This is a genomic window from Paenibacillus sp. MMS20-IR301 (assembly GCF_032302195.1).
Classification (GTDB): Bacteria; Bacillota; Bacilli; order Paenibacillales; family Paenibacillaceae; genus Paenibacillus_AQ.
On the sequence record NZ_CP135275.1, the window covers coordinates 1,907,986 to 1,934,309 of the forward strand.

General features: G+C 50.3%; 28 protein-coding genes. 6 read left to right on the forward strand and 22 right to left on the reverse strand.

The features are described 5' to 3' along the window. Positions 1 to 119 precede the first annotated feature (119 nt). Together LOS79_RS08405 and LOS79_RS08410 are read left to right on the forward strand one after the other, a co-directional pair. Positions 120 to 1,061, forward strand: coding sequence for a zinc-binding dehydrogenase (locus LOS79_RS08405; RefSeq protein WP_315422080.1), 942 nt, complete (start codon positions 120 to 122; stop codon positions 1,059 to 1,061). 395 nt (positions 1,062 to 1,456) lie between these two features. Then, the gene (locus tag LOS79_RS08410) at positions 1,457 to 2,137 is read left to right on the forward strand and encodes a class I SAM-dependent methyltransferase (RefSeq protein ID WP_315418082.1); all 681 of its coding nucleotides are present in this window, start codon (positions 1,457 to 1,459) and stop codon (positions 2,135 to 2,137) included. Positions 2,138 to 2,327: 190 nt separating this feature from the next. On the opposite strand, the gene LOS79_RS08415 is transcribed toward LOS79_RS08410, so the two are convergent. From LOS79_RS08415 to LOS79_RS08425, 3 genes are all read right to left on the reverse strand, one after another. Beyond that, the gene (locus LOS79_RS08415; RefSeq protein WP_315418084.1) at positions 2,328 to 2,996 is read right to left on the reverse strand and encodes a DNA alkylation repair protein; all 669 of its coding nucleotides are present in this window, start codon (positions 2,994 to 2,996) and stop codon (positions 2,328 to 2,330) included. Positions 2,997 to 3,058: 62 nt separating this feature from the next. Next, positions 3,059 to 3,730, reverse strand: coding sequence for a bacillithiol biosynthesis deacetylase BshB2 (bshB2, locus tag LOS79_RS08420; RefSeq protein ID WP_315418086.1), 672 nt, complete (start codon positions 3,728 to 3,730; stop codon positions 3,059 to 3,061). A 25-nt stretch (positions 3,731 to 3,755) separates the two neighbouring features. Next, positions 3,756 to 4,634, reverse strand: coding sequence for a LysR family transcriptional regulator (locus tag LOS79_RS08425; RefSeq protein WP_315418088.1), 879 nt, complete (start codon positions 4,632 to 4,634; stop codon positions 3,756 to 3,758). 110 nt (positions 4,635 to 4,744) lie between these two features. On the opposite strand from LOS79_RS08425, the gene LOS79_RS08430 reads away from it, so the two are divergent. Then, positions 4,745 to 6,124 carry an MFS transporter gene (locus LOS79_RS08430; protein WP_315418091.1) on the forward strand — a complete coding sequence of 460 codons (1,380 nt, stop codon included), beginning with the start codon at positions 4,745 to 4,747 and terminating at the stop codon, positions 6,122 to 6,124. A 53-nt stretch (positions 6,125 to 6,177) separates the two neighbouring features. Here the strand turns inward: LOS79_RS08430 and LOS79_RS08435 are convergent, their stop codons facing one another. The 8 genes from LOS79_RS08435 to LOS79_RS08470 form a co-directional block, all read right to left on the reverse strand. Continuing rightward, positions 6,178 to 6,747, reverse strand: a complete 570-nt coding sequence (locus LOS79_RS08435; RefSeq protein WP_315418094.1) for a YdeI/OmpD-associated family protein — start codon at positions 6,745 to 6,747, stop codon at positions 6,178 to 6,180. A gap of 252 nt (positions 6,748 to 6,999) precedes the next feature. Then, positions 7,000 to 7,530: a DinB family protein gene (locus LOS79_RS08440; protein ID WP_315418096.1), complete on the reverse strand. Its 531-nt coding sequence runs from the start codon at positions 7,528 to 7,530 to the stop codon at positions 7,000 to 7,002. A gap of 83 nt (positions 7,531 to 7,613) precedes the next feature. Beyond that, positions 7,614 to 8,525 (reverse strand): helix-turn-helix transcriptional regulator, encoded by a 912-nt coding sequence (locus LOS79_RS08445; RefSeq protein WP_315418099.1) that lies wholly within the window; start codon positions 8,523 to 8,525, stop codon positions 7,614 to 7,616. 22 nt (positions 8,526 to 8,547) lie between these two features. Further along, positions 8,548 to 9,891 (reverse strand): serine hydrolase domain-containing protein, encoded by a 1,344-nt coding sequence (locus tag LOS79_RS08450; protein ID WP_315418102.1) that lies wholly within the window; start codon positions 9,889 to 9,891, stop codon positions 8,548 to 8,550. 119 nt (positions 9,892 to 10,010) lie between these two features. After that, positions 10,011 to 10,319 carry a hypothetical protein gene (locus LOS79_RS08455; RefSeq protein ID WP_315418105.1) on the reverse strand — a complete coding sequence of 103 codons (309 nt, stop codon included), beginning with the start codon at positions 10,317 to 10,319 and terminating at the stop codon, positions 10,011 to 10,013. Positions 10,320 to 10,337: 18 nt separating this feature from the next. Beyond that, a complete protein-coding gene (locus LOS79_RS08460) occupies positions 10,338 to 10,880 on the reverse strand; it encodes a GNAT family N-acetyltransferase (RefSeq protein ID WP_315418107.1) in 543 nt (180 codons plus the stop codon). Positions 10,881 to 10,906: 26 nt separating this feature from the next. Next, the gene (bshB2, locus tag LOS79_RS08465) at positions 10,907 to 11,626 is read right to left on the reverse strand and encodes a bacillithiol biosynthesis deacetylase BshB2 (RefSeq protein ID WP_397386745.1); all 720 of its coding nucleotides are present in this window, start codon (positions 11,624 to 11,626) and stop codon (positions 10,907 to 10,909) included. A 22-nt stretch (positions 11,627 to 11,648) separates the two neighbouring features. Next, a complete protein-coding gene (locus tag LOS79_RS08470) occupies positions 11,649 to 11,993 on the reverse strand; it encodes a YojF family protein (protein ID WP_315418109.1) in 345 nt (114 codons plus the stop codon). 163 nt (positions 11,994 to 12,156) lie between these two features. Here LOS79_RS08470 and LOS79_RS08475 point away from each other — a divergent pair, with 163 nt between their 5' ends. Together LOS79_RS08475 and LOS79_RS08480 are read left to right on the forward strand one after the other, a co-directional pair. Then, on the forward strand, positions 12,157 to 12,363 hold the full coding sequence (locus LOS79_RS08475; RefSeq protein ID WP_315418112.1) for a hypothetical protein: 207 nt from the start codon (positions 12,157 to 12,159) through the stop codon (positions 12,361 to 12,363). Between the two features lie 142 nt (positions 12,364 to 12,505). Next, positions 12,506 to 13,246 carry a YfjL-like protein gene (locus LOS79_RS08480; RefSeq protein WP_315418115.1) on the forward strand — a complete coding sequence of 247 codons (741 nt, stop codon included), beginning with the start codon at positions 12,506 to 12,508 and terminating at the stop codon, positions 13,244 to 13,246. 147 nt (positions 13,247 to 13,393) lie between these two features. Here the strand turns inward: LOS79_RS08480 and LOS79_RS08485 are convergent, their stop codons facing one another. The 3 genes from LOS79_RS08485 to LOS79_RS08495 form a co-directional block, all read right to left on the reverse strand. Continuing rightward, a complete protein-coding gene (locus LOS79_RS08485) occupies positions 13,394 to 14,008 on the reverse strand; it encodes an HD domain-containing protein (protein WP_315418117.1) in 615 nt (204 codons plus the stop codon). 167 nt (positions 14,009 to 14,175) lie between these two features. Further along, positions 14,176 to 15,168 carry a Gfo/Idh/MocA family protein gene (locus LOS79_RS08490; RefSeq protein WP_315418120.1) on the reverse strand — a complete coding sequence of 331 codons (993 nt, stop codon included), beginning with the start codon at positions 15,166 to 15,168 and terminating at the stop codon, positions 14,176 to 14,178. Beyond that, complete coding sequence (locus LOS79_RS08495) at positions 15,169 to 16,185, reverse strand: Gfo/Idh/MocA family oxidoreductase (protein ID WP_315418123.1); 1,017 nt, start codon at positions 16,183 to 16,185, stop codon at positions 15,169 to 15,171. Positions 16,186 to 16,364: 179 nt separating this feature from the next. Here LOS79_RS08495 and LOS79_RS08500 point away from each other — a divergent pair, with 179 nt between their 5' ends. Beyond that, the gene (locus tag LOS79_RS08500; RefSeq protein WP_315418126.1) at positions 16,365 to 17,231 is read left to right on the forward strand and encodes a MurR/RpiR family transcriptional regulator; all 867 of its coding nucleotides are present in this window, start codon (positions 16,365 to 16,367) and stop codon (positions 17,229 to 17,231) included. A 98-nt stretch (positions 17,232 to 17,329) separates the two neighbouring features. On the opposite strand, the gene LOS79_RS08505 is transcribed toward LOS79_RS08500, so the two are convergent. The 8 genes from LOS79_RS08505 to LOS79_RS08540 all read right to left on the reverse strand — a co-directional run bounded on the left by LOS79_RS08505 (position 17,330) and on the right by LOS79_RS08540 (position 26,318). Then, on the reverse strand, positions 17,330 to 18,439 hold the full coding sequence (locus tag LOS79_RS08505) for an AI-2E family transporter (protein WP_315418128.1): 1,110 nt from the start codon (positions 18,437 to 18,439) through the stop codon (positions 17,330 to 17,332). Between the two features lie 45 nt (positions 18,440 to 18,484). Beyond that, positions 18,485 to 19,903: a sensor histidine kinase gene (locus LOS79_RS08510; protein ID WP_315418130.1), complete on the reverse strand. Its 1,419-nt coding sequence runs from the start codon at positions 19,901 to 19,903 to the stop codon at positions 18,485 to 18,487. Beyond that, positions 19,881 to 20,588 (reverse strand): response regulator transcription factor, encoded by a 708-nt coding sequence (locus LOS79_RS08515; RefSeq protein WP_315418132.1) that lies wholly within the window; start codon positions 20,586 to 20,588, stop codon positions 19,881 to 19,883. The genes LOS79_RS08510 and LOS79_RS08515 overlap by 23 nt, the downstream gene beginning before the upstream one ends. Positions 20,589 to 20,828: 240 nt before the next feature. Beyond that, positions 20,829 to 22,043, reverse strand: coding sequence for an MFS transporter (locus LOS79_RS08520; protein WP_315418134.1), 1,215 nt, complete (start codon positions 22,041 to 22,043; stop codon positions 20,829 to 20,831). After that, positions 22,030 to 23,214 carry an MGDG synthase family glycosyltransferase gene (locus LOS79_RS08525; RefSeq protein ID WP_315418136.1) on the reverse strand — a complete coding sequence of 395 codons (1,185 nt, stop codon included), beginning with the start codon at positions 23,212 to 23,214 and terminating at the stop codon, positions 22,030 to 22,032. Before LOS79_RS08525 ends, LOS79_RS08520 begins: the two co-directional genes overlap by 14 nt. Before the next feature lie 256 nt (positions 23,215 to 23,470). Next, complete coding sequence (locus LOS79_RS08530; protein WP_315418139.1) at positions 23,471 to 23,881, reverse strand: hypothetical protein; 411 nt, start codon at positions 23,879 to 23,881, stop codon at positions 23,471 to 23,473. Positions 23,882 to 24,177: 296 nt separating this feature from the next. After that, the gene (locus LOS79_RS08535; protein ID WP_315418141.1) at positions 24,178 to 24,867 is read right to left on the reverse strand and encodes a response regulator transcription factor; all 690 of its coding nucleotides are present in this window, start codon (positions 24,865 to 24,867) and stop codon (positions 24,178 to 24,180) included. Further along, entirely contained in the window at positions 24,864 to 26,318 is a 1,455-nt protein-coding gene (locus LOS79_RS08540; RefSeq protein ID WP_315418143.1) for a sensor histidine kinase, read from the reverse strand. Before LOS79_RS08540 ends, LOS79_RS08535 begins: the two co-directional genes overlap by 4 nt. Positions 26,319 to 26,324 lie beyond the last annotated feature (6 nt).

The window sequence follows — 26,324 nt, forward strand, 5'->3', positions numbered from 1 at the left end:
TTCTCACTCCTTATCTTATGAAGTGTAGTTCTGCACTTGGGGCGAAACTTTATTTAAAGTATACTCCTCATTGAAATGAAGATCATCCAATGACCATAACCAAGATGGAGGAAACCGATATGATTCGTACTATTGTAGTTGATCCGCATGAAAAGTCACTTTTTCGCTTCAAAGAAGTCGACGCCCCGCAGGCTAAACCTTGGGAAGCGCTTGTGCAAGTGAAGGCCGTCTCACTCAACCGGGGTGAAGTGAGTGACGCTAAGAATCAGGAAATGTCTAGCCGTCCTGGATGGGATTTCGCCGGGATTGTCCTCGAGCCGGCAGAGAATGGCGCAGGACCGCAAAAAGGGGCTCAGGTTGTTGGTTTACTGTCGATGGGAGCATGGAGCGAGCAAGTGGCTGCTCCCGTATCGTTGTTGGCCGAAATCCCGGACAAGCTCACCTTTACGGAGGCGGCTACTCTCCCCGTAGCAGGGCTCACTGCACTTTACGCACTCCGAAAAGGCGGCATGCTGCTTGGCAAACGCATTTTCATTACAGGCTCTAGCGGCGGGGTTGGGTTATTCGCTCATCAGCTTGCAGCCCAATCCGGCGCATTCGTTGTAGGTACGGCAAGTACGGAAGAGAAGGCCGGGCTTGTTCGGGAGAATGGATCTGACGAGGTGATCATTGGATATTCCGCAATATCATCAGCCCGTAAGTTTGGGCCGTACGATCTGATCATTGATTCAGTAGGCGGCAATACACTGGCGACGCTGCTGCCGCTGCTGGCGCCCCGGGGAGTTTGCGTTGCGGTAGGTTTTTCCTCTTCAAATACGGCAATGATTGATATGATGAATCTGGTGACCAGCGGCGGAAGAACCTTGTACAGCTTCTTTTTAGGTGAGGAGCTCTCTCGTCAATCAGCCACGGACGATCTGAGTTTGCTGGTCCGTCTGGTCACTGATGGGCTGTTAATCCCCCGAATCGGAGTAGAAGCATCTTGGACCGAAATTAACACCGTTGCCCATAATCTAATGGAACGGAAATTCTCGGGCAAAGCCGTACTTCTCATAGATTGATTGTACAAGTTTGCAGCTGGAATGCCAGAAATCTAAAAATGAATCTGAAGAAGAACCGGCAGCAGTAAACCTTGACTCGTTCTAGCAGGGAGTACTGCTGCTTTTTTGTATTATTGAGCTATTGGTTTCCGTTAGTTGAATCCGCATGCTTTCTTTTATTACACAATATCTTCGTACTGCGCATTAGTCACTAAGACTCTCAATGAAAAATTATTATTAGGCAAACGGTAGGGTAGTAAAAGATGGTGTCTTTGATTGTTTTTTGATAAACTAGGAATATATCAGAAATGGAGGCGGTTTACATGAAAAGTAAGGAGAACAATGGGCAAAAAAACGGGGAATATAGCGCCTAATTAGCCCTATAACTGCGACTCCCCATTAGGGAGAAAAATGTCTTGAATAATCCTTTCATAAGTATCCAAAAACCAACGCCATTAGGTGCGGGTTCATACGAAATGGCTCTGCCGCTGATTACTGCTTTAGAATTGAAGCCAGGTATGCGTGTATTGGAAATAGGCGCTGGTACTGGTCAAGTTGCGGCAACGTTAGCTAAACATTGGGGAGTAACTGTAATTACATTAGAATTCTGGGAAAGTTTGAATGTTATCCAGGAATACGCATCAGAACAGGGTGTAGATAATGACGTTCTGGTAGTAAAGGCGAATGCTGAACTTTTGCCATTTCCGGACGAAGCATTTGATGCAGTCTTTAGTATCGGCTCTTTTTTTATGATAGAAGATAGGGAACAAGCGCTGAAAGAAATCACACGCGTTACTCGTACTAACCGTTTTTTTGGAATTGCAGAGCCTATGTGTACGTTAAATCCGATACCGCCTGGTTTGGATAATTTCGATATATTACAGTCTTATAAAAAATGGGTTCGGACGTTAGATTGGAATTGCAATTTACTTCGAGATCACGGTTTTTTTATTACTGAAAGTTATTACTTCTCTGAGAGTTACCAATGGATGCTCGATAATTTCCGATATTACGATGGCGAGAAGGATTTTATATTGCACGATGAAGGACGTTGGTTGGGACTAGGGCTGGCTGTTGGCAAGATAGTACGACGATAAGCGTTGAATTAACAGGGAATGACTCTTGAATAACGAAGGACTGCCATATGGTAGTCCTTCGTTATTCTAAAGGGCCACATTAGCTCAATAACACAATGGCAATCTCTGGCTTTATTTTCTCGTTCCAGGGAATCCCTCCCTTACTGCGCCGTTTGCGTCAAATACGATATCCACCACTTCTCTTATTCGACTAATTATTCTTTCGTTTGTTTACTTCAATCGCAATGAAATCCGGCAAATAATTGGGAGTACAGCCCCGTGATACCATGTCATCTTTATACAGTCCCGTTATTTCTCCCAGTTTAATACAACGCGCACGATTATTGTCGTCATAAACGCCTATCCAGCCTGCGGTGAAATTCATAGCCCATTGAACTTCCGGTTCTTCCTGTGTAATTCTAGTCTCTAGTGCAGATAGCAGGTACTCGGTGTTATCAGGCGGTGTTTGTCCAGTCCATCTGAGCCGCGCTTGATAATACCAGAAAGTGCGTCTTTGTAATGCAGAAGAGCTATTTTCCCATGACTCCATCCAGGCAATTGTCTTCTTGTCCTTGCTGAGCTGATTAGCCATTAACCAATCCATTAAGTTATTCCGCTCATCATAGGTATGCGTCTGCATATCCTTATCAAGCTTATTTAGCTCTTCTTCTGAAAGAAGTTTTTTATCCATAATTAAGATTGCTAATAGTCTGGGTAAAAACGCCTCGCTTGACCATAGCTCCATAGCTAATCCGTGATCTTTTTTAATATCCTTTGCGAATTTTCGCAAGTCGCCCAGCTTGGTTGCACTATTAATCTGTTGTAGAATGTTTTCTGCTTTGGCAGAGCGTTTCATTACTGTACTTTTATCCTTACTCATTCTATACAGCTCCTTTAGCGGGCGCTCTTTAATGTAAAAGCTGCCTACAATAATTTCTGATATTAGAACGGATAGGTCCAGAATTGCTCCCGCCCGAACCGGACCCTGATTTCCTCTGCGCTCAGCTCACGGCTTCCGACAAGCTCCGCAGCTTGAAATTGGGAACGGTGCGCCTGAATGGAGGCCATTTTCTGCGTAAGGAAGTCAGTTACATCCACATTCACATCTGCTGTTCCGATCATCTGCTCATGCCCCGCAGAGAAAGCGACACAGTGAACCGCCGGCCGCTCTCCCTCCGGCAGCCGGCTAACTGCGCGGATCGCGGCTGCACCGGTAGCATCGTGGTCGGGATGCACACTATATCCGGGATAGAAGGTAATCAAGAGCGACGGAGCGAGCTCCTTAAGCAGCGAAAGAATGGTGCGTTCCAGCAGGACCTGATCTTCGAACTCAATCATTTTATCGTGGAAGCCGAGCATTCTTAGATCCTGTATGCCAATCGCCCGGCAGGAAGCGGTCAGCTCTTCCCTGCGGATCTCCGGCAGGCTGACACGGCTGGCAAACGGCGGGATGCCCATATTACGGCCCATCTCCCCCAAGGTCAGGCAGGCATAAGTGACCTCAGCGCCGCTGCTGATGTATTTCGCCAGGGTTCCGGCGGCAGCGAAGGCCTCATCATCAGGATGCGGGAATACAACCAGTATACGCTGCGTTGCAGCTTGATTAATCTCCATCGTATATAGTCTCCTTCTGGTAAACTCAGTTTGAGTCCGGAGCGAAGTATTCAGTAACAACCTCGCGGAATACCTGTCCGGCTTGTGATATATAACGGTCTTTATGCCACAGCAAGGCGATTTCCCTGACCAGATCGTGATCCCTTACAGGAATCAGAAGAATCTGATCCTGCGGGCTTTTGGCTGTGCCGGGGATGAAGGCCAATCCGACCTCCGCTTCGACGAGAGCGATCAGTCTTGCCGGTTCATCCCCCTCATATACATAACACGGGGTGAACCCGGCGGTCTGGCACACAGCGTCTATTGTATCACGGATGCCGTAGCCTTTTTTCACACCGACGAACCATTCATCCTTAAGCTCTATAAGAGACAAGCTGCTCCGCTTAGCAAAGCGGTGGCCCGCAGGAACCGCCACGAAGATAGGGTCCATGCAGACAATCCGGCATTCAATTTGTTCTCCCCGTACCGGTGGTGAGGCCAGGCAGAAATCAACCTCTCCCCTGTTCAGCAAGGTAATCATTTCAGGCATGGAGAGCATCTGTACATGAAAATGGATTGCAGGCAGCTTCTTGCGGAACTCCCGGAGCAGATTAGGCAAGGTGCTCGCGGTGGTCACTGCCAGCTTAAGCGTTCCCGGTTCAAGGCTGGACAGGTCACGCAGCTCCTGCCTGCCCTGCTCAAGCTCAAACAACGCCTTCTCCGCCCGCGGCAGGAAGATGCTTCCGGACTCATTCAAACGCAGCTTCCGGCCGGTCCGGTCGAACAAGGGCACACCCAGATCTTCCTCCAGCCGCTGAATCGTTTTACTGAGTGAAGACTGAGTTACATGCAGGCTGTGAGCAGCCTCAGTCATATGCTCCAAGCGGGCAACAGCGATGAAGTATTGCAATTGCAGAAGTTCCATATCCGCCTCCATTCATTCCCTTAAGTCTATGGAATTATAGCATGAAATGCGTTGGAGTATATCATTCGTTTCAAGTACGATATCACTACAACACATTAGGAGGAATAACAATGAATGTCCGCAGCTGGTGGCTGATGCTATCCGTGGGGCTCGGAATGCTGCTGAATCCGCTCAACTCTTCGATGGTTTCTGTGGCCCTGCCAAGATTACAACATGAGTTCAGGCTCGATTTTTCCACAGTCTCGTGGATTATTTTTTCGTTCTATATTGCAAGTGCCGCAACTCAGCCTGTTATGGGGAAAGTGAGCGATATTTTCGGCCGCAGGTTTATCTTCCTCACCGGACTTGTGATTACCTTCGCCGCATCTTTATTAGCACCATTATCCCCCGGCTTCGGTTGGCTTATAGCTTTCAGGGTTATGCAGTCCATTGGCACCAGTATGGTAGTGGCCGTGGGCATGGCTGTGGTAAGGATTCATATTACGGACAAGCAAGCGGCCGCTCTGTCAGTCCTGTCCATGTTTACCTCAGGGGCTGCGGCGGTTGGTCCTTTTATCGGCGGGGTCTTTATTCATCTTTGGGGCTGGACCTCTATCTTCTATATGAACATCCCGTTCGTTGCAGCAAGCTTCCTGTTAGGCTGGCATGTGATTCCTAGGGATAAACCGCCTGCAGCTGGAGCAGGCCATAAGCTGTCTTTGCGGCAATGGATGAAACGTATGGATGCAACGGGTATCCTGCTGTTTACGGCGGGCCTGGTTGCCCTGCTTGCCCAGCTGCTGTCCGCGAAATCCTCCGGGCATGTCTCATTACCTAATGTTCTTATTGGCCTGGGCGGTCTGATCCTGCTGCTTGCTTTCGTACGGCACGAGCTGCGGTCAGAGCTGCCTTTCATTCCACTGCGCACCTTTGCCGGTTATCCTGCGTTAACCAAAGTGAATATTGAATTTATGCTGGTGAATCTTCTGTACTACTCCGTCTTTTTCGGACTTCCTTCTTACTTGCAGCTGGTTCGGCAGGTCAGTGAACTCCACACAGGAATTCTCATGCTGAGTCTGGGCTTATGTTCACTCGCTGCTTCTCCGCTGGCAGGCAGATGGATAGACAGATCCGGCCCCAGGCCGGCTATGCTGGTGTCCGCAATCCTTATGGCGCTGGGGTCAGTGTGGATCATAATGCTCACGCCCGCCTCACCGGTATTAACGGTCTGTCTCGCCCTGGCCGCCTTCGGGGTCAGCAACGGTCTGAATAATGTCGCGATGCAGGCAGCCCTGTTCAATAGTTCACCGAAAGAGATCATCGGTGTAGCCTCCGGCTTGTTCAGTACGTCCAGATATTTCGGAACGATCCTGTCCTCCTTATTGATCGGAATCATTATGGGGAACCAGTTCAGCTTCAGCGGCTTCCGCGTGCTGGGTATTATTCTTGCTATGGTTGCTGTATGCCTGGTGTTCATGAACCGGCGGCGAAGAAAGACGAAGCATCTATAAATATAAAAAGTTATCAAAAAACCGCGCACAGCGCGGTTCCATGCCTTCCGTATTCAGTAATCCAGCAGCCGTCCGTTGTCATGCCACTGTCCGTACGATTTGTTCGCTTTAGTACCGGCGATGAACTTATCCAGCCTGCTCTGGTACAGCTCCGGCTGCTGCCGGCAGCTCTGGATATTATCAATCCGGATTCGCTGGTACAGCTCTGGAAAAGCCCGGAAATGCTCACAGACCAGAGGATCTTCCTGGATGCGCCGCATGATTTCCTGATCAATCCTGAAAGAGTCCTGTCCCATCCCGGGCAACACTGCCCTGCCTGCGTCTGTCATGAGCCCCAGCTTCTCCAGGCGCCGCACACGTTCCTTGTTGAGTTCGGTCCATGAGCTTTTAGGGCTGCGGGGAGAGAGCCTTTGGGCCACCCCGGTTTCGCCTATTTTCTTCTTGATTCCGTCGATCCACCCGAAACAAAGCGCTTCTTCAGCGGTGTCCAGGTATAACAGGGTATCCGGCTTAGGCGTCATGCTGACGATTACCCAGCAGGCTTTCTCCTTCCGGGAAAAGGCCTGCAGCCAGGCCCTTAATTCTTCCCTTGTCTGCACAGGCAGCAGGTTGTCAATTTCCATAGCTCTAATGATTCTCCTTACTATATAGCTTGAACTGGAAACCTATATGTTGACTTAGGATACAAGAATGCCCAAGGAGCTTCTTGCTGGACGGCCGGAATTCGCTCATGTCCTTAGGGTCCGGCACTCAGCTGCCTATCCTCGGGCTTAACGTCTCTCATGTCCGTAACGCTAATCTAGTCACTTGAACAACCGTTGTGCCCCTACATATCCCCCCCACCACCGACTCTCTTTTTTCTAAAGTTTTTTAGTTCAATCTATATAGGTGTTAGATGTTGCTTGCTCCTGATACCAATACAGAATATAGTCGTTCATAGTGGACGCATGGCCCAGTTGGCGCAGCATGGCAGAGATATTGCCCCGGTGATAGGTCCCGTGATTAACCGCATGATGCACAATCTCCTCTAAGGTAGTGTTGCGCGGTCCGATGTACGGATTCTCAAGCAGGATCGTCCGGGTAAGGTCAGGCCCGCTGCGGAACCATTCCTGATAATTCTCGGCTAGCCGGGCGAAGGCTTCCGCGAATTCATCTGCCGTATACAATACTGTCTCATGTACACGCGGCATACATTCCTCCAGCGCTTCCTTCATTCCCCGGCCGTTGACGACACTGTTCCACACCTGATCCACAGCATAAATATGGCTGAAGGCATGGGCAATTGTGGGAAAGGAAGTATTCACCTCCTGTGTCAGCACACCGGACGGGAGAGTCTTGATATGTTCTAAAAGTGTTTGTGTAGCCCAGAAGTGGTAATTAACGAATTGTTGCGGATGATTTGTCATTTGTTATGTCTCCTTCACTCTATCATGGATTGGGGATACGGGTACGGTTTCAATTATAAAAAAAGAAGTATGACAAAGGCCCGTCATACTTCTTCATAATATTTAAGCGCATTTTGCAGCTGTTCTTTCAGTATTTCCCGCAATGCCGGGGGCTTAAGCACCTCAGCCCCGCTGCCGAAGCTGAGCAGAATCGACCACAGCCAGCGTGCCCCCAGCGGATGGCAGACCGGAATCCGAATTAACATGCTGCCGTCCTGGCGGAACTCGGTATCTGCTTCATGGAACTGGTCCAGCGCTTCTGCCAGTGCCCCTGGACGAACTAGGATCACTACTTCTTCCACTGCACCCGGCACCCCTGCATCTTTAGCATGTTCAGGTACCTCTTGATGCGGCTCGAATGTTGTATCCGTCAACAGCACATTCATCATCCGTGACAGCCGGAATTCCCTGTACTCCTCCCGGGTTCTGCAGAACCCGTAGATATACCAATTCCTGTATTTGAAATGCAGCCGCACGGGTTCAACCTCACGGCTTGAGCGTTCATTCCGCACATTAATGTAATGGAAGGAAATTACCCTGCACCGAAGAATACCCTCGCGTACATTACGCAGCGCTTCAGAGGCGGATCTGTGTGTCTCGAAATCAACGAGCAGGCTCGGCTGCTGGTGTCCGGCATCGATTGTCTGCAGCCGCTCAATCGTCTCCTGGGCACGTTCGTCTTCAAATACAGAAGACAGGCTGTGCAGGACAGAGATAAGCGAGTTGACATCGTAGGAGCCCAGGAGGCTTTTATCCATCTTATAGCCGTCCATAATTCCGTAACCGCCCTTGGTCCCCTGATAAGACACAACGGGGATTCCTGCTGCGCAGATGACATCAATATCCCGGTATATCGTTCTTGGCGATACCTGATACTGCTCAGCGAGCACAGTTGCAGATAATACCTCGTTGTTCAGCAGCTTGTAGATCATCGAAATCAGCCGTTCCAGTTTCATACCGTTCTTAGCCGCCCCTATTTCATTTAGTAGTCTCTTCTTCTGTCCGCAGCAGCTTCAGCTTGCGGGAGATGGCTTCACTGCCTGGAAAGATTGCGGCAGCACAAGTAATAATGGCTAGTGCATCCTCCTTGTGACCATACCAGCTTATTGAATCCGTAATGCGCAGGAATTCGAAATCCGCATCATAATAGGCATCCTGCTCCTCCCGGCTGATCCGGTGGTACTCCTCCAGCGCCTGCTCCATTCCGCCCGTTACCGCTATGCTGGCAATATGATGAGCCATGGATTGCTTAATACGGTGAAGCTCTGCACCCAGCAAATGGTCCCGGAGAGGAAGAGTTACACTGCCGGGCCAGACATGATCGCAGTTAGTCATCACACAGATGCCTGTATTATCATCCGGAAACAGCATCAGCTCACTGAGGAAACCGGTATCCCATCCGGAATGTGACAGCATGCGGGAGCCTTTATATTCTCCGAGGAACCAGCCCAGGCCTACGTGCTCATGCTCATGACCCCAGCCAGTCGCCATCGACGGACTCCACATTGCATCATAGCTGTCAGGCTGTAAGGCGTTATAGCTGTCCTCGGCCTTACCCTGATTAAGGTGCATCAGCATATACCGGCACATATCATGAATGCTGGAGTATAACGTGGAGCTTGGCGCATGCGCCCTGTTGTAAGGAAACACCTTGCTGACTTGGGCTCCGTATCCGTCCGAGGTTGTCAGAATATGAGGTGCAGCAATGTTAGCTTCGACCTCCTGCTTCAGGAATGAGCTGGCTGTCATGCCCGCCGGATCAAGAATATGCTCTTTCATATACTGCTCAAAGCTCAGACCGCTAACCTTGGCAATCAAATCCCCCAGAATCTCATAAGCTATATTACTATAAGCAAAACAAGCACCCGGCTCACTCAGCAGCTTATGGCGGCTGATGCTGAGTACGTACCGTTCAAGACTTTGCTCATCATACTCCGGCCGGTCCCAGGCGTAGTCCTCTTCATCCGGCATGCCGGAAGTATGGTTCAGCAGCTGTCTGACTGTGATTAGCGGGTAGCGCTCATCCTCCATTTTGAAATAGGGAAGGTAGGCTGTAACGGGTGAATCCAATTGCACCAGCCCGCGCTCAGCCAGCTGCATTACAGCAGTTACGACTAAGGTCTTGGATACTGAGGCTAGATGAAATAAGGTGCTGTGGGCAACGGGCTCGCCTGTAGATACATTCGCTGCCCCGTATTCACCTGTAAAAATAACCTGCTGATCTTTCACAATTCCGACAGTTAATCCTGTAAAAGGTCCATTCGCCACAAATCCGGATAATATGGAGTGCAGTGAAGCCCCCGTTTGCAAATATGTATTCATCCTGTAGCCTCCCAAATATCTATCCTCACACTGGATAAATATAACACCGCTGGAGAGCTCCGAATGAGTAATAAACGGCTTATATCAAACTTTCCTTGAGGTAAAGCTGAATTTACTTGCTAACCCTCAACCACATCAGCCATCAGAGCCGTAGCGATTTCCAGCATTACAGGAACTACAGCTTCCGTTGACAGAGCTACATAGAGGTCACCAGCATACAGCCGGAAAGGAATCTCCATCTGCTCATAGTGCCACATGAAGAAATCTCCCTCGATGGACATCGTGCTTTCAGGTCCTTTTACAGTGTATACCTGTGAGTATGTGAAATCAGGCTTGTCCGCAAAATACTGCCGGCACTCCTCAAGCGAAATGGCCGGCTCCGGGTTGCCCTCCTGCATAGTACGGGTAATACGAAAACGCTGACTCATAGCTAAACCTCCAAATGGTTAAATTTCGTCCGCGGGGTTGAGAATGGCCAGAATCTGATGATCCTCCCACACCCCGTTAATCTTCACATTACGCTGCGCAATTCCTTCCTTGTGGAACCCGGCGTTCTCCAGCACGCGGATGGAACCCGGATTGCGGGGAGAAACTTCCCCGGTGATCCGGTGGAATTTCAGTTCGTCGAAGGCATAGCGTACGACCTGCTTCACAGCCTCCGTCATATATCCCTTACCGTTATACTCCTTGTCGAGACTATACCCGATCATACAGCTCTGCAGCGGCCCCCGGACCACAAATGTCAGGCCGACAGTACCAATTATCCGGTCATCCGCCTTGTGGCAGACCACGAAATCATATTTCCGGTCCTCTGCCCGGTCTTCGTTATACCGCATAATTTTATCGCGCTGATACTCTTCCGTGTAGAACTCCTCAGGAACATCCGGCGAATGCTGTGCGAAAAACTCGCGGTTCCGCTTATACAGCTCAGTTAATGCCCCGGCATCCTTTTCCTCTGAGAACCGCACATACACTTGCTGCTCTGTCATTGCTGTATCCTCCCCTGAATATCATGTTATCCGTTGCATCCCGCCAATACTTTGTCCTCCAGCTCTGTGCGCATAGCAAACTGGTAGGTCCAGAACCGCTCAGTACCGAACTTGCTGCGGATTTCAGCATCATTAATGTCCCTGCCCCCCAGAACCTTGTCCGCCTGGAACTGCGAGCGGTGCGACAGGATGGATTCCAGCTTCGCGGCGAGGAAGGATGTCACATCTATAATCACATCCGCATTTCCGATCTTCTGCTTGTGATTGTTGGAGAATGCGACACAGTGTACGACCGGCCGTTCTGCTGCAGGTATACAGGCAATGGTCCGAATAACGGCTGCACCGGTAGCATCATGATCGGGATGCACGCTGTAGCCCGGGTAGAAGGTAATTACCAGTGAGGGCTGCAGCTCCTGCACCAGCGCCAGAATCTGACCGTCCAGCAGCGCCGGGTCTTCGAATTCGATCATTTTATCATGGAAGCCGAGCATCCTTAAGTCTTGAATTCCAATCGCCTGACAGGAGGCTGCAAGCTCCTCCTTCCGGATAACCGGCAGCGTAACCCGGTTCGCAATCAGCGGAACGCCCATATTACGCCCCATTTCGCCCAGCGTCAGGCAGGCATAAGTGACATGGGTACCAGCGTCTATGTACTTGGCGAGTGTTCCGGATACGAAATACGCTTCATCATCCGGATGCGGAAGCACCACCAGAATTCTCCGATGTTCCATCAGTTTATTGTTCATGTGTAATTCATCCTCTGCTTTCTTAAAAAGGGTTCCGGCTGAGCTGCAAAGCTACAATCAGCTTGCCCTGATTATCATGTCCGGCCAGAATCAGCCGCTCGGTTTCGTTCTCATCGACATGAGTCAGGCCTTCGGCATAAATCCAGCCATGCTCAGTCTTCAGTCCTACCCGGTACGGGCCGTTTCCAGAAATAGAGCCGTGTGAATAACGGATCACTGCATTGCTGATGAATGCCGATCCCGGCGGGCGGGAGCTGTCAATGTGATTGGCATAAGCACCTGTTGTTAGTTCAAGGTGGATGAATAATTCTTCTCCGGCAAGCCGTTCGATCTGGAATTGAATATCTTTAGGTTGAATAGGCTGCATAACGGCCTCCTGGCTGTTTGTATTTTGACAATCGTGTCAGCAAGTATTATACCACCATCGGCCTAATGTCTCACCACTCCGTTCAACAGCAATTCTTGTCACCAACTTGTTTAACTGTGAATACGTTATCTCATTATCATCTGCAGAAAGGAAGTGGAATAAAGTGTTACGTACAGACCCTGTGTATCAAATACTCAAGCTAATTGGGGCAGGCAAGCAGCCTGATTTCCAGCTGATCGGAATGAACGAGCGTGACTTTACTGTTGTCTTACAGCATACTCACGCTGCCGGATATGCGGGGACAGGCGGGTTGCACCCGGCAGGCCTTGACTACATCAAAGGCTATGAACGCAGACTCAACCGCAAATGAGCTGGTAAATATGGAAGGTTCTATTGACCAATCCCGAATAGCAAGTTACCTTATTTCTATAGAGTGTTATTGTATGCGCTTATGAAAGAGGACCAGACGGATGAACGGAAAGATAAAAAAGATATTGGCTGGAATAACCGGCATGGGCTTAATCATCCTGGTACTGTTTGCTGTGAACAGTTTTACAGGTAATCCCGTGTCTGGTTTTCTGGCGAAAAAGGCTGCAGAGCAATATATTGACGCCCATTACGCGGACCTTCATTTGAAAGTTCAAAAGACCAGTTACAATTTCAAGTTCAGTTCGTACATTGTATTAGTACAGTCGGATGTAAGTAAGGATACTGCTTTCAATATTTCTGCCGACAGCTTCGGAAAGGTCATCCGGGATGACTATGAATTTGAGGTGGCCAATTATTTCACTACCTTTCGGAGATTGGACAGTGAATTGCAGGGAATAGCCATTGCAATCATTGGCGGCAAGCTTGACTATGATTTCGATTACATCTCTCTTCCGTTCGTAGACGAGGCAGATATATCGATTCTTGAGCGCGATATGGTGCTGGATATCCACCATCCTCCGCTGCCGCTTATGGTTAACGTTACCTTGTTCAATGAGGATGTTTCGTATAACAAAATTGCAGAAGTTGGACAAGCGATCGAAGCCATATTGGATGAGCAAAAAATTCCTGTAGCCGAGTACAGCATACGAATCTTGCCGCTGTCGGATAAGCCGGAGAATGATCATCAGGCCGTCTCATGGGCCAATTCGCTCGCAATTTCTGATTTTCCTGCAGAACTTATGAATGAGAAGGATTTGCCTCAAGCAATGGAGCATTTTGAAACAGGCCGGGCTGCTGAGCTGAATCAGAATGATAAACAATGAAAGCCCAATGGTTCCCCGCAGTAGCGGCCAAGCTTCGGGCGGTTACAACTTTTGGCCGGCAGGGCACCGCTCATACAGGTTCCGCAGTCCCCCTCCTTATGTCGATATCAATGAAAAAAGAGCCTCAATACGAGGCTCCCGCAGAAATTAGCTAAAATCTACTTCCCCGTTACACTCCAGCTTGAAGCGCTCATGGAACTGCTGCTCAAACTTCAGCTTCTGATCAAAAATATCCTTCGACCGGCTATAGTTCAGCTGACTGCGTGCCTTCACTAAAAACTGTTTATGCTCACCGCTATCCCAGAACCGGAGGGTCTCCCACACGCTCTCCTCGCTGTGCGCGCTGCCCAGAAACTTCGTCCAAATATTCATGCTCCCGAAATGATCCAGCATATCCGCATCCTGCACAAGCTTGATGTAGAACGGTAGCTCCTCGTGATTACGTACATTATGAAGGGCAATGATGTCCGAGATGAATTCCAGTTGTTCCGGGGAGCATTCATCCTTCAGCAGGGATTTGACCAGCACCGCCCCGGTCTCCTGATGGGGTTCAATGCCTTTGGTTACATCATGGAGCATGGCGGCAGCATAGATGATATCATCCATAGAATCTTCATCCGGGAACAGTTCCCTTCTTAGGCTTAGCGATATATTGGCTACACGCTGACAATGATAGTAGATGAATCCCTTCTCCCTGTGTAAATGTGACTTCCGGTAACTCATTGTGTTCTTAGCAATTTCGTTAATTGTATCCCGGTTCATTGCTTGCACATCCTTCTGTAAGAATTCAGAATAAATACCTGTTCACAAATTTATGTACTTCTATTGCTGTTAATAATTGTATATCAAATCGTCCAAAAGATAAACAAAGCGCAGACGCCTTCCAAATAGCGGAAGAACCCTGCGCTTTATTTATATATCTCGCCTGCTTAATTCTTGCAGTCCTTACCAAACACCAGTCCGGCGCTGCGCTTCGCCTGCTCCACCACCATCATCACGCGTTCGCTGTGTGCGAGCCGCTCCGCAGCCTGCGGGTGATCCTGCTCCGCGATCATCTGCTCGAAGGCAAGGAACTCATCATACATCCGGTGGGGATGGTCCTTCCGGTCAACACGGACGGGCTTCTGCTGATGTGCTGCATATTCGAAGGCGTCACATACATTTGCCGAACCAGCCATGTATATGTAGCCCTCCGTCCCCTGAATATTCACTGAGCTGACAGCCGAGCTGTCCTTGGCGCCGATGCAAGCGCAGTGGAAGTCCCCGTAATCAAGCAGCAGCAGGCCCGAGGTATCAATGCCCCGCTCGATATTGGCCCGGTACTCTACCTTCTGCGGGCTGCCGAAGCAGCCGACGATCAGATGGATATTATAGATATTAATATCCATCAGGGCTCCGCCGGACATCAGCGGATCAAACGCCGGCAAGACCACGCCCTGCTTGAATGCATCATACCGCGATGAATATTGCGAATAGTTGCAGGAGACCATTTTGATGACACCAAGCCCGGACAAGTGCTCCTTCAGCAGCGCAGCATTGACCAGATATTGATTCGAGATCGCTTCGAGCAGGATCAGCTCCCGCTCCTTGGCAAGCTGTTCCAGCTCCTGAAGCTCCTGCAGGCTGGAAGTGAACGGCTTTTCACAGATAACATGCTTACCCCCTAAAAGCGCATCCTTAGTATAGGAATAATGCAAGTGATTCGGGACGGCCACATATACGGTATCCACTTCCACGTCCTGCAGCATCGCACTGTAATCTGTGTATATTCTAGAAATCCCATGCTGTGCCTGCAGCCGCTGCAGCGCTTCCTCTCTGCCGGGTCTTGAACAGATTGCGCTCAGACTGATTCCCGGAATCTCACCGACGAAGCTCAGCAGATCTTTAACAATATTTCCCGCTCCTGCAATACCAAGTCTCATCTAATGACACCCCTCCATGCCCTGCTCCAGAATCTGCATCACCAGCGTCGTTTCCTCATCCTTAATTACTTTGTTCTTGCCCAGTACAATAGCATCATAAATCCCGTCATACACCCGCGCATAATCACCTTTGGCGGAGATTACCTTCTCTTCATGATACTTGCCCTCAGCATCAAGATACGTTAGAATACCATAATGCTCGGGCAGATCAATACCGAAATCCGGATGCCCCTGCGGCAGGTAGAACAGCTTCAGATGCTCCTCCTGGCGGTCCTTCGTTTGCTTGACGAACACACCTTTTGTACCGTATATTACGAAGCTTGGCCGTTCCTTTAAGCGGTGGTAACTGGATTTAACCGATACCTTAAGTGCGGGGTAGCTGAAATCCAGATCAAAGTAATCATTCATCCGTCCGGGACCCAGCAGCTGGCGCACATCATAATGAATGTGATCCGGCTTGCCGAAATAAGACAGGACCTGGTCGATCGTGTGACAGCCGTGCCCGTATAAATAACTGTTGTATTTGGAGTATGGCAGCGCAGCCGGAACCTCAGGACGGTAGTAATCATAATGCATCTCCACCTCAAGCAGATCACCAAGCTTACCGGAAGCAATGACTTGCTGTGCTGTCAGGAAATCCGCATCATACCTCCGGTTCTGGTAACACTGGATGATCAGATTCCGCTCCTTGGCATACTGGAATATAGATATCGCTTCCTCTTCAGTCAGCATAAACGGCTTCTCCACCAGTACATGCTTGCCGTGATCAAGCGCCATTTTGGCATAATGGTAATGGGAGTCCGTGTGGGTGCAGACCACAATCAGTCCGATTTCCGGATCGTTCATTACAGCTTCAAGATCGTCTGTATACGTTACACCAGGGATGGCATCCCATTCTTTTTTACCCAGGGTGCGCGCATAAATGGTCTTTACCTTCAAGTGATCGCGGTTGAGTGCAAATGGAAGATGGTAGCGGTTTGTGCTTTTGCCGTTGCCGATGTATCCGAGTGTCAGCATAATTATTCCTCCCCTTCTTATTCATTCATTATAGAAAAAAAACGCCTGCTGTGAAGCCATTGCAGGCATTACGGTACAATTATCCGCTGTTCCATCCGGTCTGATCGTTTTCTCTGAACATAATGTTCAGGCGGCCGGAGCGGAGCAGGCAACTGAAATTTAGGGTCTGAGGTGAATCCATGAAATTGATGCAGCAGCTGTCGGGAATGAATCATTTTACCGCCAATGAAATCAGTATTGCCACATACATTCTGGCCCATAAGGACAAGGTTCTGCCGATGTCGATTCAGGAGCTGGCCAAAGCCACTTATACTTCACACTCCGCGATCAACCGTCTGATCCGCAAGCTCGGACTGGCCGGTTATAAGGACTTCATTCTGACCCTGTCCCGCGAGTTCCAGCTGGAGGCCCATGCTATTTCAAATGTGGATGCCAATTATCCGTTCGGGCACGGTGAATCCCCGCTCCAGGTGGCCAGAGAAATTGCAGAATTAATGAAGGAAACGATTGAGAAAAATTTCGCTTATCTGGAGAATGCCCAGCTGGCGGAGGCAGCGGATGTGCTGAACCGGGCGGGCAGAATATTCATATATGCGCTGGGCGACTCGGAGATCCGGGCGAAGAGCTTTCAGAACAAGCTGATCAAAATTAATAAATATCCTATTATCGCTACAGAGCTGTCCGAATGGGAATACCACACAGTGAATGCTTCGCAGCAGGATTGTGCTTTGTTCCTGACCTACCACGGCCTGACGGCCAATGATTTGAAGGCTGCGCAGGTGCTCTCCCGCAAACATATCCCGTTCATCACAATTACGGCAGCACATGAAACACAACTCGCCAAGCTCAGTACACTGTGTATCCAGGTGCCTAAGGATGAAGTGAAGCATGCCAAGATCGGTACCTTCTCCTCGCAGATTGCCTTCGAATATGTACTGAATGTGATCTATTCCTGTATCTACACAATCAACTACGCAGAGAATAAGGAAGCCTCGCGGCAGGTACTGCAGGATTTCTATTCCGGTGAACCGGACCCTGGGCTATAAGCTAGTTGAGCAAGATTGCCGGCGGGACCGTAGCCCATCTCCTGAACTGGCAGAAGGCCCGGTGTATGCTCTGCCGCATACGCCGGGCCTTCTGTTATTCATTCTGCTGAGTCTGCGGACAGCTGCGGCGGCTCTTCTCCCCGGCGCTGGCGGATGAACAGCTGATACAGCTTAACTGTAATTATCTTAAGCATCATATATACCGGGATAATCAGCAGAATGCCAATGATTCCGCCGAAATCCCCTCCGGCCAGCACCAGGATGATAGTGGTCAGCGGATGGATATCCAGACTTTTTCCGAATATATATGGCGCCACCACATTATCCTGGATCTGCTGGGCGACCAGCACGACAACAATCGACCAGACTGCTGTAGACGGTGATTCAATCAGGCCGAAGATAAAGATCGGCACGGCTGAGAGTATCGCTCCGATAAACGGGATAAAGTTCATAAGTACCGCTACGATAGTCAGCAGCAGCGCGTAAGGCAGACCGATCATCAGGAATCCGGCATACATGAGCACGCCAAGGGCCAGATTCACCAGCACTCTGCCAACGATGAAGCCGCTCATCGCCTCGTCAATTTCTGCGACCACCCCGGCTCCCTCTTCATGATAACTCCGGGGGAAGATTCTAATCACTCTGTCTCCGAACTTGCCGCCTTCCTTCAGCATATAGAACAGCAGAATCGGGAATGTAAACAGTACAACAGCGAAGTTGGAGACAAAGGAGATCAGCTCCGAGACCGATGATGTAATCAGTGAGAAGCCCTTGTTCAAATACTCCATCAATTGGCCGGCCGGATTCATATCTGCGGGAATCAGCGACGACAGCAGCTGGCTGTCCTCCAGCTTTGTCAGCTGCTCACCGACAGATTTGAAGATACTCGGCATGTTGTTGACCAGATTCATCAGCTGATTCTGCAGCGATGGCCATACCCCGACGCTGAAGCCGAGCAGCAATATGGCAATACACACATACACCAGCAGAATAGCTGCTGAGCGGTTCAGCCTGCGGGCAGCCAGCAGATCAATCAGCGGCCTCAGCAAATAATAGAAGAACACCGCCAGCATCAGCGGTACAATCACCACACGGAACAGTGACAGCACCGGTGTGAAGATGAACTTGACCTGTGAGCCGACATAGATAATGCCGAGCACCAGCAGCACCGCAATACAGATACGGATAAACAGATTCAATTTGGCCATGAGCGTCTCCTGTCTCAGATTCTATCCGGCAGCAGCAGCTGCATACTAACGCGGAATACGGATAGTGAATATCGTCGGCTCCCCGCCGCTGCTCTCAAGCAGCAGTGTGCCGCCCATTTTCTCCACGTTTTTCTTGGCAATCGATAACCCGAGGCCCGTCCCGCCGCTGGTCGACCGGGCTTCATCACCGCGTACAAACGGATCGAAGATCGTGGACCAGAGCTCCCGGGGAATTCCCACCCCATTATCGGCAATCTCAATCCGTACCTCTGTATCCTCAGGAATGACAGTTACGCGGATGCAGGTGCCTTCAGGATTATAAGCTAATGCATTTCCAATCAGATTATTGATTACACTGGCGAACAGCTCCGGATCATAGCGGGCATAGACCTCTTCTTCCGGCAGCTGAAGCTGCAGCTCGAATGATTTCTGTTCGATATCCCCGTAAGTATCAGCAATAATCTCCCGCAGCTGGTCACCCAGCTCCAGCCGCTCCACACGGACAATGAAATCCGGTGAATCCAGCTTGAGCAGGTCCAGCATATGCTGAATCAGCTTCGTTACCTGCACCGACTTCGTATAGATATAATTCAGATATTTGGTCTGCCGCTCCTGGTCCGTAACCCGTCCTTCAATGAGCGCCTGCGCATAGCCTTGAATGCTCGTAATTGGTGTCTTAAGGTCATGGGACAGATCCATCATCAGCCGCTGCTTGCTTCGCTCAGCCATCCGCTTCTCTTCTGTAGTCTTCTGTATCACATCGGCCATATAGTTGAAGCTGTTGCCGATCCGCAGAAATTCCGTCTCGGCGTAGAGGGCAATCCGCGTATTGTAATGCCCTTCCATCATCCGCGTCATCCCCAGATTGAGCACCCGCAGAGGGCGCTTGATGCGTCTCGATACCCAATAGCTGTATACGAAGATCAGCAGCAGAATCAGACCGCTGACTACGAACACATAGAAAAATACCGAATGGTTCAAGTAGGAAACCAGCAGTTCGTTATTAATGGATACTTTGATTATATGCCGCGGAATTTTGAGCAGAAGGAAGGCCGCTTCACTGCCTTCTTCCAGGCGGGTAATGGAGTAGTAATAAGGCTGATCACTCCGGTTCTCCAGCCCGAGAAACAGGCTGTCCTCATCATATCCCATGGCCGTATCCTGCTTGTCGCCAACAACCCGGATAACCTGCTTGCCGGAATCAAGCAGCTCCAGCCAGCCGCCGCTTTGCAGCAGACGTTCGCTTTCCGGCCCTTCGCCCAGCTCCCTGCTGTAATCGACAGCTTCTACTGACAGCTCGGGATCGGGGATCATTTTATCCATAATGACGTGGGTAATATCTTTCTGAACGAACAGGTACACGCCGAGGACCAGCATCAGCAGCATACAGTTAAACAGCAGAAAATCTATGGTCAGCGACGTCTGCAGCGGGCGGTTGTCCCTACTTTTCCACGGGTGCTTCAATTTTGTACCCCAATCCCCTGATCGTCTTCAGGTATTCCGGTTTCTTGGAATCACGTTCGATCTTGTCGCGGATATTGCTGATATGCACCATAATGCTGTTATCCTCATAGACGTAGAAATCTTCCCAGACCGTTTCATAAATCTTCTTGCGCGTGAACACCCGGCCTGGCTGCTCCATGAGCAGCTCGAGAATTTTGTATTCAGTTGAGGTCAGGGCAACAGGCTGCCCGGCTACTTCCACCTGGCAGCTGCTCCGGTCCAGGGTCAGCCGTCCGAGTACAATCTGCTCCTTCACCTGTTCTTCTGCCGGAGCCTGGGCATCGAACTGATGCACCCGCCGCAGCAATGCCCCGACACGGGCTACAATCTCCAGCGGATTGAAGGGCTTCGAGATATAATCGTCGGCCCCCAGCTCCAGACCGAGAATTTTATCATGATGCTGGCTCTTGGCCGACAGGAATAACACCGGGAAATGCTCATGCTCGCGGATCCGCTTCAGCAGCTGCAGCCCGTCCATCCCCGGCATCATAATGTCGAGAATCGCCAAATCTACCTTGTTGCTCTGCATGAGCTTCAGGGCTTCCGTTCCGCTGTGTGCCTGCAGAATGTTATACTCCTTCTCCAGATACAGCTGCAGAAGCTCTACAATCTCCGACTCATCATCAGCAATGAGAATGGTATACATGGTGAATCCCCCTCTGTCTATTCTTACAAACAGCACTAATTGTAACTATAGCCTGCCATTCTTAATCCAGTCTAAACCAAATCTAAGGAAAAGCTAAAGAATTAATTAAGCTTATCAGGAAATTTCATAATATAACCCCTCTTATTCCATCTGCTGCACGAAAAGCGGTCTCCGTAAGTAGATACAGAGCCGCTCTTATTGGTGCTATCGGTCTGATATTATTCCAATTAATCATTCGGCTTAACTAATGGTGTCCGTCTGCAGCTTAGCCTGATTCTCCTTACGGGGGAACAGCCGCGCGGGTGACAGCAGATATACAATGCTGATGATCCCGAACAGGCAGGCGCTGACCTGGAACGGGAGCAGCTCGTTCCCGAAGCTCACCAGCCAGCTGCCGATCAGCGGACCGATGACTACGCCCAGCCCCTCTATTGAGAACAGGATTCCCCAGCTTACACTGGCGGATTCCTGCGGGATATACCGGGCCATCAGTGCATTCCATGACGGCAGCAGGGCAGCATAGCCGCTTCCAAGCAGAACCGCTAATACAATTGCCCCGGTGAACGAACTGACTGAGGTAAGCCCGAATAAGCCAAGCGCAAACATGGCGAACCCCAGAACAAGAAACCATCTGCCGCCGACCCGGTCAAACCATTTGCCCATGGGAACCAGGAGCAGAATGACACCGGCACCGCCCGTCAGCATAACAACCGATAACTGGGAATGGGACAGGCCCAGATGCTTCACAGCAAAGCTCGTCAGCAGCGGCACCAGCATCCCGCCTGCCATTGTTTGCAGGAACATGCCCGGTACGAGGAATCCGCCGCGTTTTATTTTGTGCCAAAGGGTATTGAACTGCTTCCCGAGTGAGCTCTTCACCTGCGGAACTACAATCTGATCCAGCTGAATGAAGGCTGCGACCATCCACCCGGCAGCAAGAAACAAGATGATGAACAGCAGGGATAACTCCACGCTTCTGCCCAGAATGAAGTTCATCATGACGGGTCCGAGACCCAGCCCCGCCATCCAGTATACGTACAGCATGCCCATCCGCTGCGCCCGGTTCTCTTGCTCAATCTGACTCATGCAGAGAATCCAGATCGGTGAGAAGCCGGCCCCGAGACACGCTGAGGCCCCGATCAGCACCCACGGGTTATGTGTAGTAATCATAAGCAGGATCCCGGCTACCCCGATGATGAAACCGATATGAAGAATAAGCTTGCCGGAGAACCGGTCCAGCAGATAGCCGACGAAGCCTTTGATAATGCTGTCAGTCAAATAATGCACGGATACTGCCACACCGACGACGGAGACCGACAATCCTGTCCCGCTTAATGCTGTGGCCGGCAAGAAGGCAACCAGCACTGCTCCACGAATCCACTCGATAAAGAATACAATGACGGCAAGCCGGGTAAAGGCCTGCTTCGCCCCTGATTTAGATTTAGTTATATCCATGAACTCTTGTCACCTGCCCCTCTTTCAGCTGTTGCTTGGCTTGCATAGTGAATGGATGCTGCAGGCTAAAGGCCTCAATTGCCTCGGAGACGATCCGCTCAGCCGGTGAATCCGGCTTGACCTCCCGCAGCCTCCGCTGCCAGTCCTCCCTGTAGCCCTGCTGCTGCAGCTGCTGAAGCCGCGAGATCAATTCAGCCTCATCCTGGACTACATCAATGATCCTCCGGCTGGCAAGCGCTGCAGCATTTCCCGCTTCCTGGCCGGGCAGCGGCTTGTATACAATGACGGGCAGCGTCTGGGCAATGGCTTCGGAGAGCGTAATTCCCCCTGCTTTGGTCAAGATGCAGGAAGACATTGCCATCAGCTCGTGCATTTTATCTGTGTAGCCAAGGATATGAACCCGCTCGTGATTGCCGTAGGCTTCTTCAATAACAGAGCGCAGCTTGTGATTATTCCCGCACACCACGATCAGATCCAGCTCTGTATGCTCCAGGACATTCTGGATCAGGCCGCTGATATTGGACAGCACCCCGTACGCACCGGCTGCGAGCAGCAAATGCTGCCTGGCAGGGTCCAGCCCGTACTGCTGCATCAGCTCCTCGCGCGGCTGGGGCTGACTGAACCCGCGGCGGACAGGAATTCCGCTGACCACAATCCGCTCTTCCGGGACCTCCGCAGCGAGTAAGAACTGCTTCAGCTCCTCCGTTGCAATGAAATATTTCGTTGTATTCGGATGCAGCCATCTGCCGTGAAGCACGTAGTCAGTCATCACAGTATAAATAGGCACTTGAGCAGCAGTTTCCTTGACCAGCTGTGCTGCTGCTAAATACGGAAAGGTATGAATAATGATATCCGGGCGGATCTCCTCCAGCAGCTGTAAGACCCGCATTTTTCCCATTGAATGGAGAAGCTTGCCCAGTGCCTGACCCGGCTTCATCATCCGGGTGGCTTCGTACAGCAGGCCGTAGAACTCCTGGGCAAGATAGGTGCTGTTCAGATAGAATTTCCGGGACAGCCCGTTCAGGCGGGGATGCACCTCAGCAAACAGATCAACAACATGAACATTCTGAACCCCTCTGGACTCAAAGGACTGGCTGATGGCTTCAGAGACTTTGAGATGCCCGTCCCCGAACTTGGATGTCACAATAAGCACAACAGGATTCTGTTTCATTCTGAAAGCTCCTTTTTGGAAGACTGTCTCTGGCTAGAGTCTTATAAGACTTATCACCTACCTCTAAATTTGATCCCTTTTTGTTTTCGTAAGATAAAAAACCAAGCCTAAAATAACAACTATATAGATAGAACTAAAAAACTTTAGAAAAAAGAGAGTCGGGGGGATATGTAGGGGCACTAGCGACCTCCTGAGTTACAGAATGTTCACCATAAATAGTAGTAATCAGCCAGCCACGCAACGGTTATTCAAGTGACTAGCTTAGCGTTACGGACATGAGGGACGTTAAGCCTGAGGAACGGTACCGGAGTGTCGGACTTGCGGACATGAGAGACGTTATTTCACCGGAAAAGTGGAGTTTGCCCATGAAAAGCGGCGGATAAGGGCCGTCGTGTCCGTAAGCCCGCCCAAATGACCTTTTTTGAGCGAATAAAGGCTGTGGTGTCCGTCCCTCGTCAATCCGCTTTGATCTCGCCTCCGGATAAAAGCTGGCGCTAAGCTTCAAATACTGGACGGCTGTAATGTAAGCGTAGAAATCAGCCGATTCGATCATGCAGCCAACCTTCCGCATGATGGCCGGAAACGACTGCTCCAGGTTAATTCCGCTCACTCCCCGGCCATTGTGAAATTCTTTACTGATTCCGGTTAATCTGACCACGCTATCCATCCCGGTTCCTCCTTATTGCAAATCACTTTGCACACCGCTTATAATTTCAACTTTGCAATTGTAGAGTAACGGGTAAATCTGAATTGCCTATGAACTGACCCTTAAATTATTCTTAACTCCCGGGCACAAGTAGAAACGGCTACGCCGTCCTTGAGGACGGGGTGTTTCAGCGAGAAATAGAAGGATAAATTATCTTGTGCTACATATAAATTCTTATATTTTGAAAAAAAGCCAAAGCATCCGCGTGTGGTACGCATCAGCTTTGGCTTGAGTAAGGTAAACTTGTCTTGCAGCATTCAGGAACGGAAGCGGTATCCCGCCCCCCATAACGTCTCGATATAGAGCGGATTCGCGGAATCCTCCTCAATTTTCTCACGCAGCTTGCGGATATGCACGGTGACGGTCTGCGAATCGCCTAAGGAATCCACCCCCCACAGCCGCTCGAACAGCTGATCCTTACTGAATACGAAATTAGGATGTCTCGCCAGGAAATAGAGCAGATCAAACTCTTTGGTCGTCAGTGTAATCTCCTCATCCCTGATATAAGCACGGCGGGAATCCGGGTTCAGCCGTAGACCCTTAACCTCCAGCTCATTCGTAGCCGGGCTATTCCCCTTCAGCCGGTCGTAGCGTGAGATGTGGGCCTTCACCCTGGCGACCAGCTCTGCCGGCTTAAACGGCTTAGTCAGATAGTCATCTGCCCCCAGCCCAAGACCGCGGACAATATCAATATCCTCACGCCTTGCGGTTACCATGAGAACCGGGATATCGAGTTCATCGCGGATTCTCCGGCATACCTCGAACCCGTTCAGCTTAGGCAGCATAACATCGAGTACGATCAGCTCAAATCTCCCGCTAAGAGCAAGCTCCAGGCCCAGTTCGCCATCGACGGCAATCTCCGTCCGATATCCGTTCATCTCCAGGTAATCCCGCTGCAGCTCAGCGATCGACGGTTCATCCTCAACAATTAGAATATTGCCTTTCATCCTGCTGTTCCTCCTTTACTGGCCGGCAGCACAATGCGGATCGTTGTACCTTGGCCTTCCTGAGAATCGGCATAGATGTCTCCGCCATGCCCGGCAATAATCTGCTTGGCTATAGCCAGACCCAGTCCGCTGCCGCCGGTGCTTGTATTTCTGGACTGCTCCGCCCGGTAGAAACGTTCAAAAATATGCTCCACAGCTTCTGCAGGGATACCCGGACCGTTATCTGTAACCGCCAGTGTAATGCTGTCCGCCTCCACCCAGGTCCGGAGCGAAATCCGTTTCACCGCTTTATCCATATATTTCAGGCTGTTCTGAATGATATTGCCCAGCACACGCTTGAAGGAATCACGGTCAACTGAGACAAACACATCAACGCCGCCGGTCATTTCCATCTCCAGCTCTATCGTCTGCTTTTCCAGCTCCACCGCAAGCTCCTCCGCCCAATCCTGCAGGAATGGCAGAAAGGGAACCTGCTCGAAGGTAAAGGGGAGCTTCTGCATATCCAGCTTCGAGTAGAGGAACAGCTCATTGATTAAATGATCCATTTCGCCGGCTTTGGCGGCTATGGTCCGCATGTATTTCTCATACTTCTCCGGTGAATCAGCAACACCTTCCAATATTCCGTCAACATAACCTTTAATCGCCGTGATCGGCGTCTTCAAATCATGTGAAATATTCGTTATCAGCTCTTTACGGTTGTTCTCATACTGCTGCTGGACATGAAGCGACTCCTGCAGTCTGAATCTCATTTCTTCAAAAGCATTGCCAAGCTGGCCCAGCTCATCCCTGCTGCTGATCTCCACACGGAAATCCAGATTTCCTTCGGTTACCTTACGGGCAGCCTTACGCAGCTCCAGCAGCGGGCGGATGATCCTGCGTGACATATAGGTGGTCAGCAGAATATGAGTCAATATAAGGACAATCAGCGTAGAGATGAACAAAACAGGGAAAAAGGTGCGGATAAAATTGACGAGCGGATCGACCGCGTTGATCAGGAAAATGCTGGCCGGCTTATTCGCGGAATCCATGAGATCAAACTGGGCAACCTCGTACCATTCATTATCCGCGTGATCCCGATAGGGCTCTATACGCGCTCCTGCTTTCTTGAATGCCGGTAACCTGTCGATGATTTCTTGTTTGAGTACAAGCTTATCAGAGGCATAGGATGTGACACCGTTTGAGCGGATCAGCACCGAAGTGTTTTTCTTCAGCATATCTGCGGATAATTCATCAAGGAATGCCGTATCTGTCAGCAGCTCAGGATTCTGCACGAAGGTATGCTTGATCAGATTCCGGGTATCCTCCTCTTCGAGGCCCTCAAATTTCTTCTCATAGGCGCTCTTCAGGCTCTGGACATCCCCGCGGTAGACGACTGTCAGCAGCATAGCCGTCAAGATCAGAAGCAGCAGCGGAACGACAAGCATTGCCGCATATGATAATAATAATTTCATTCGTAT

Excerpts from the sequence above, each read along its gene's own strand:
- LOS79_RS08405 (WP_315422080.1), top strand. The coding sequence starts at position 120 with ATGATTCGTACTATTGTAGTTGATCCGCATGAAAAGTCACTTTTTCGC.
- LOS79_RS08485 (WP_315418117.1), bottom strand. The coding sequence starts at position 14,008 with ATGAACCGGGATACAATTAACGAAATTGCTAAGAACACAATGAGTTAC.
- LOS79_RS08440 (WP_315418096.1), bottom strand. The coding sequence starts at position 7,530 with ATGACAAATCATCCGCAACAATTCGTTAATTACCACTTCTGGGCTACA.
- LOS79_RS08480 (WP_315418115.1), top strand. The coding sequence starts at position 12,506 with ATGGGCTTAATCATCCTGGTACTGTTTGCTGTGAACAGTTTTACAGGT.
- LOS79_RS08520 (WP_315418134.1), bottom strand. The coding sequence starts at position 22,043 with ATGGATATAACTAAATCTAAATCAGGGGCGAAGCAGGCCTTTACCCGG.
- LOS79_RS08450 (WP_315418102.1), bottom strand. The coding sequence starts at position 9,891 with ATGAATACATATTTGCAAACGGGGGCTTCACTGCACTCCATATTATCC.
- LOS79_RS08455 (WP_315418105.1), bottom strand. The coding sequence starts at position 10,319 with ATGAGTCAGCGTTTTCGTATTACCCGTACTATGCAGGAGGGCAACCCG.
- LOS79_RS08430 (WP_315418091.1), top strand. The coding sequence starts at position 4,745 with ATGAATGTCCGCAGCTGGTGGCTGATGCTATCCGTGGGGCTCGGAATG.
- LOS79_RS08540 (WP_315418143.1), bottom strand. The coding sequence starts at position 26,318 with ATGAAATTATTATTATCATATGCGGCAATGCTTGTCGTTCCGCTGCTG.
- LOS79_RS08460 (WP_315418107.1), bottom strand. The coding sequence starts at position 10,880 with ATGACAGAGCAGCAAGTGTATGTGCGGTTCTCAGAGGAAAAGGATGCC.
- LOS79_RS08445 (WP_315418099.1), bottom strand. The coding sequence starts at position 8,525 with ATGAAACTGGAACGGCTGATTTCGATGATCTACAAGCTGCTGAACAAC.
- LOS79_RS08515 (WP_315418132.1), bottom strand. The coding sequence starts at position 20,588 with ATGTATACCATTCTCATTGCTGATGATGAGTCGGAGATTGTAGAGCTT.
- LOS79_RS08415 (WP_315418084.1), bottom strand. The coding sequence starts at position 2,996 with ATGAGTAAGGATAAAAGTACAGTAATGAAACGCTCTGCCAAAGCAGAA.
- LOS79_RS08530 (WP_315418139.1), bottom strand. The coding sequence starts at position 23,881 with ATGGATAGCGTGGTCAGATTAACCGGAATCAGTAAAGAATTTCACAAT.
- LOS79_RS08500 (WP_315418126.1), top strand. The coding sequence starts at position 16,365 with ATGAAATTGATGCAGCAGCTGTCGGGAATGAATCATTTTACCGCCAAT.
- bshB2 (WP_315418086.1), bottom strand. The coding sequence starts at position 3,730 with ATGGAGATTAATCAAGCTGCAACGCAGCGTATACTGGTTGTATTCCCG.
- LOS79_RS08505 (WP_315418128.1), bottom strand. The coding sequence starts at position 18,439 with ATGGCCAAATTGAATCTGTTTATCCGTATCTGTATTGCGGTGCTGCTG.
- LOS79_RS08435 (WP_315418094.1), bottom strand. The coding sequence starts at position 6,747 with ATGGAAATTGACAACCTGCTGCCTGTGCAGACAAGGGAAGAATTAAGG.
- LOS79_RS08470 (WP_315418109.1), bottom strand. The coding sequence starts at position 11,993 with ATGCAGCCTATTCAACCTAAAGATATTCAATTCCAGATCGAACGGCTT.
- LOS79_RS08425 (WP_315418088.1), bottom strand. The coding sequence starts at position 4,634 with ATGGAACTTCTGCAATTGCAATACTTCATCGCTGTTGCCCGCTTGGAG.
- bshB2 (WP_397386745.1), bottom strand. The coding sequence starts at position 11,626 with ATGAACAATAAACTGATGGAACATCGGAGAATTCTGGTGGTGCTTCCG.
- LOS79_RS08535 (WP_315418141.1), bottom strand. The coding sequence starts at position 24,867 with ATGAAAGGCAATATTCTAATTGTTGAGGATGAACCGTCGATCGCTGAG.
- LOS79_RS08495 (WP_315418123.1), bottom strand. The coding sequence starts at position 16,185 with ATGCTGACACTCGGATACATCGGCAACGGCAAAAGCACAAACCGCTAC.
- LOS79_RS08490 (WP_315418120.1), bottom strand. The coding sequence starts at position 15,168 with ATGAGACTTGGTATTGCAGGAGCGGGAAATATTGTTAAAGATCTGCTG.
- LOS79_RS08525 (WP_315418136.1), bottom strand. The coding sequence starts at position 23,214 with ATGAAACAGAATCCTGTTGTGCTTATTGTGACATCCAAGTTCGGGGAC.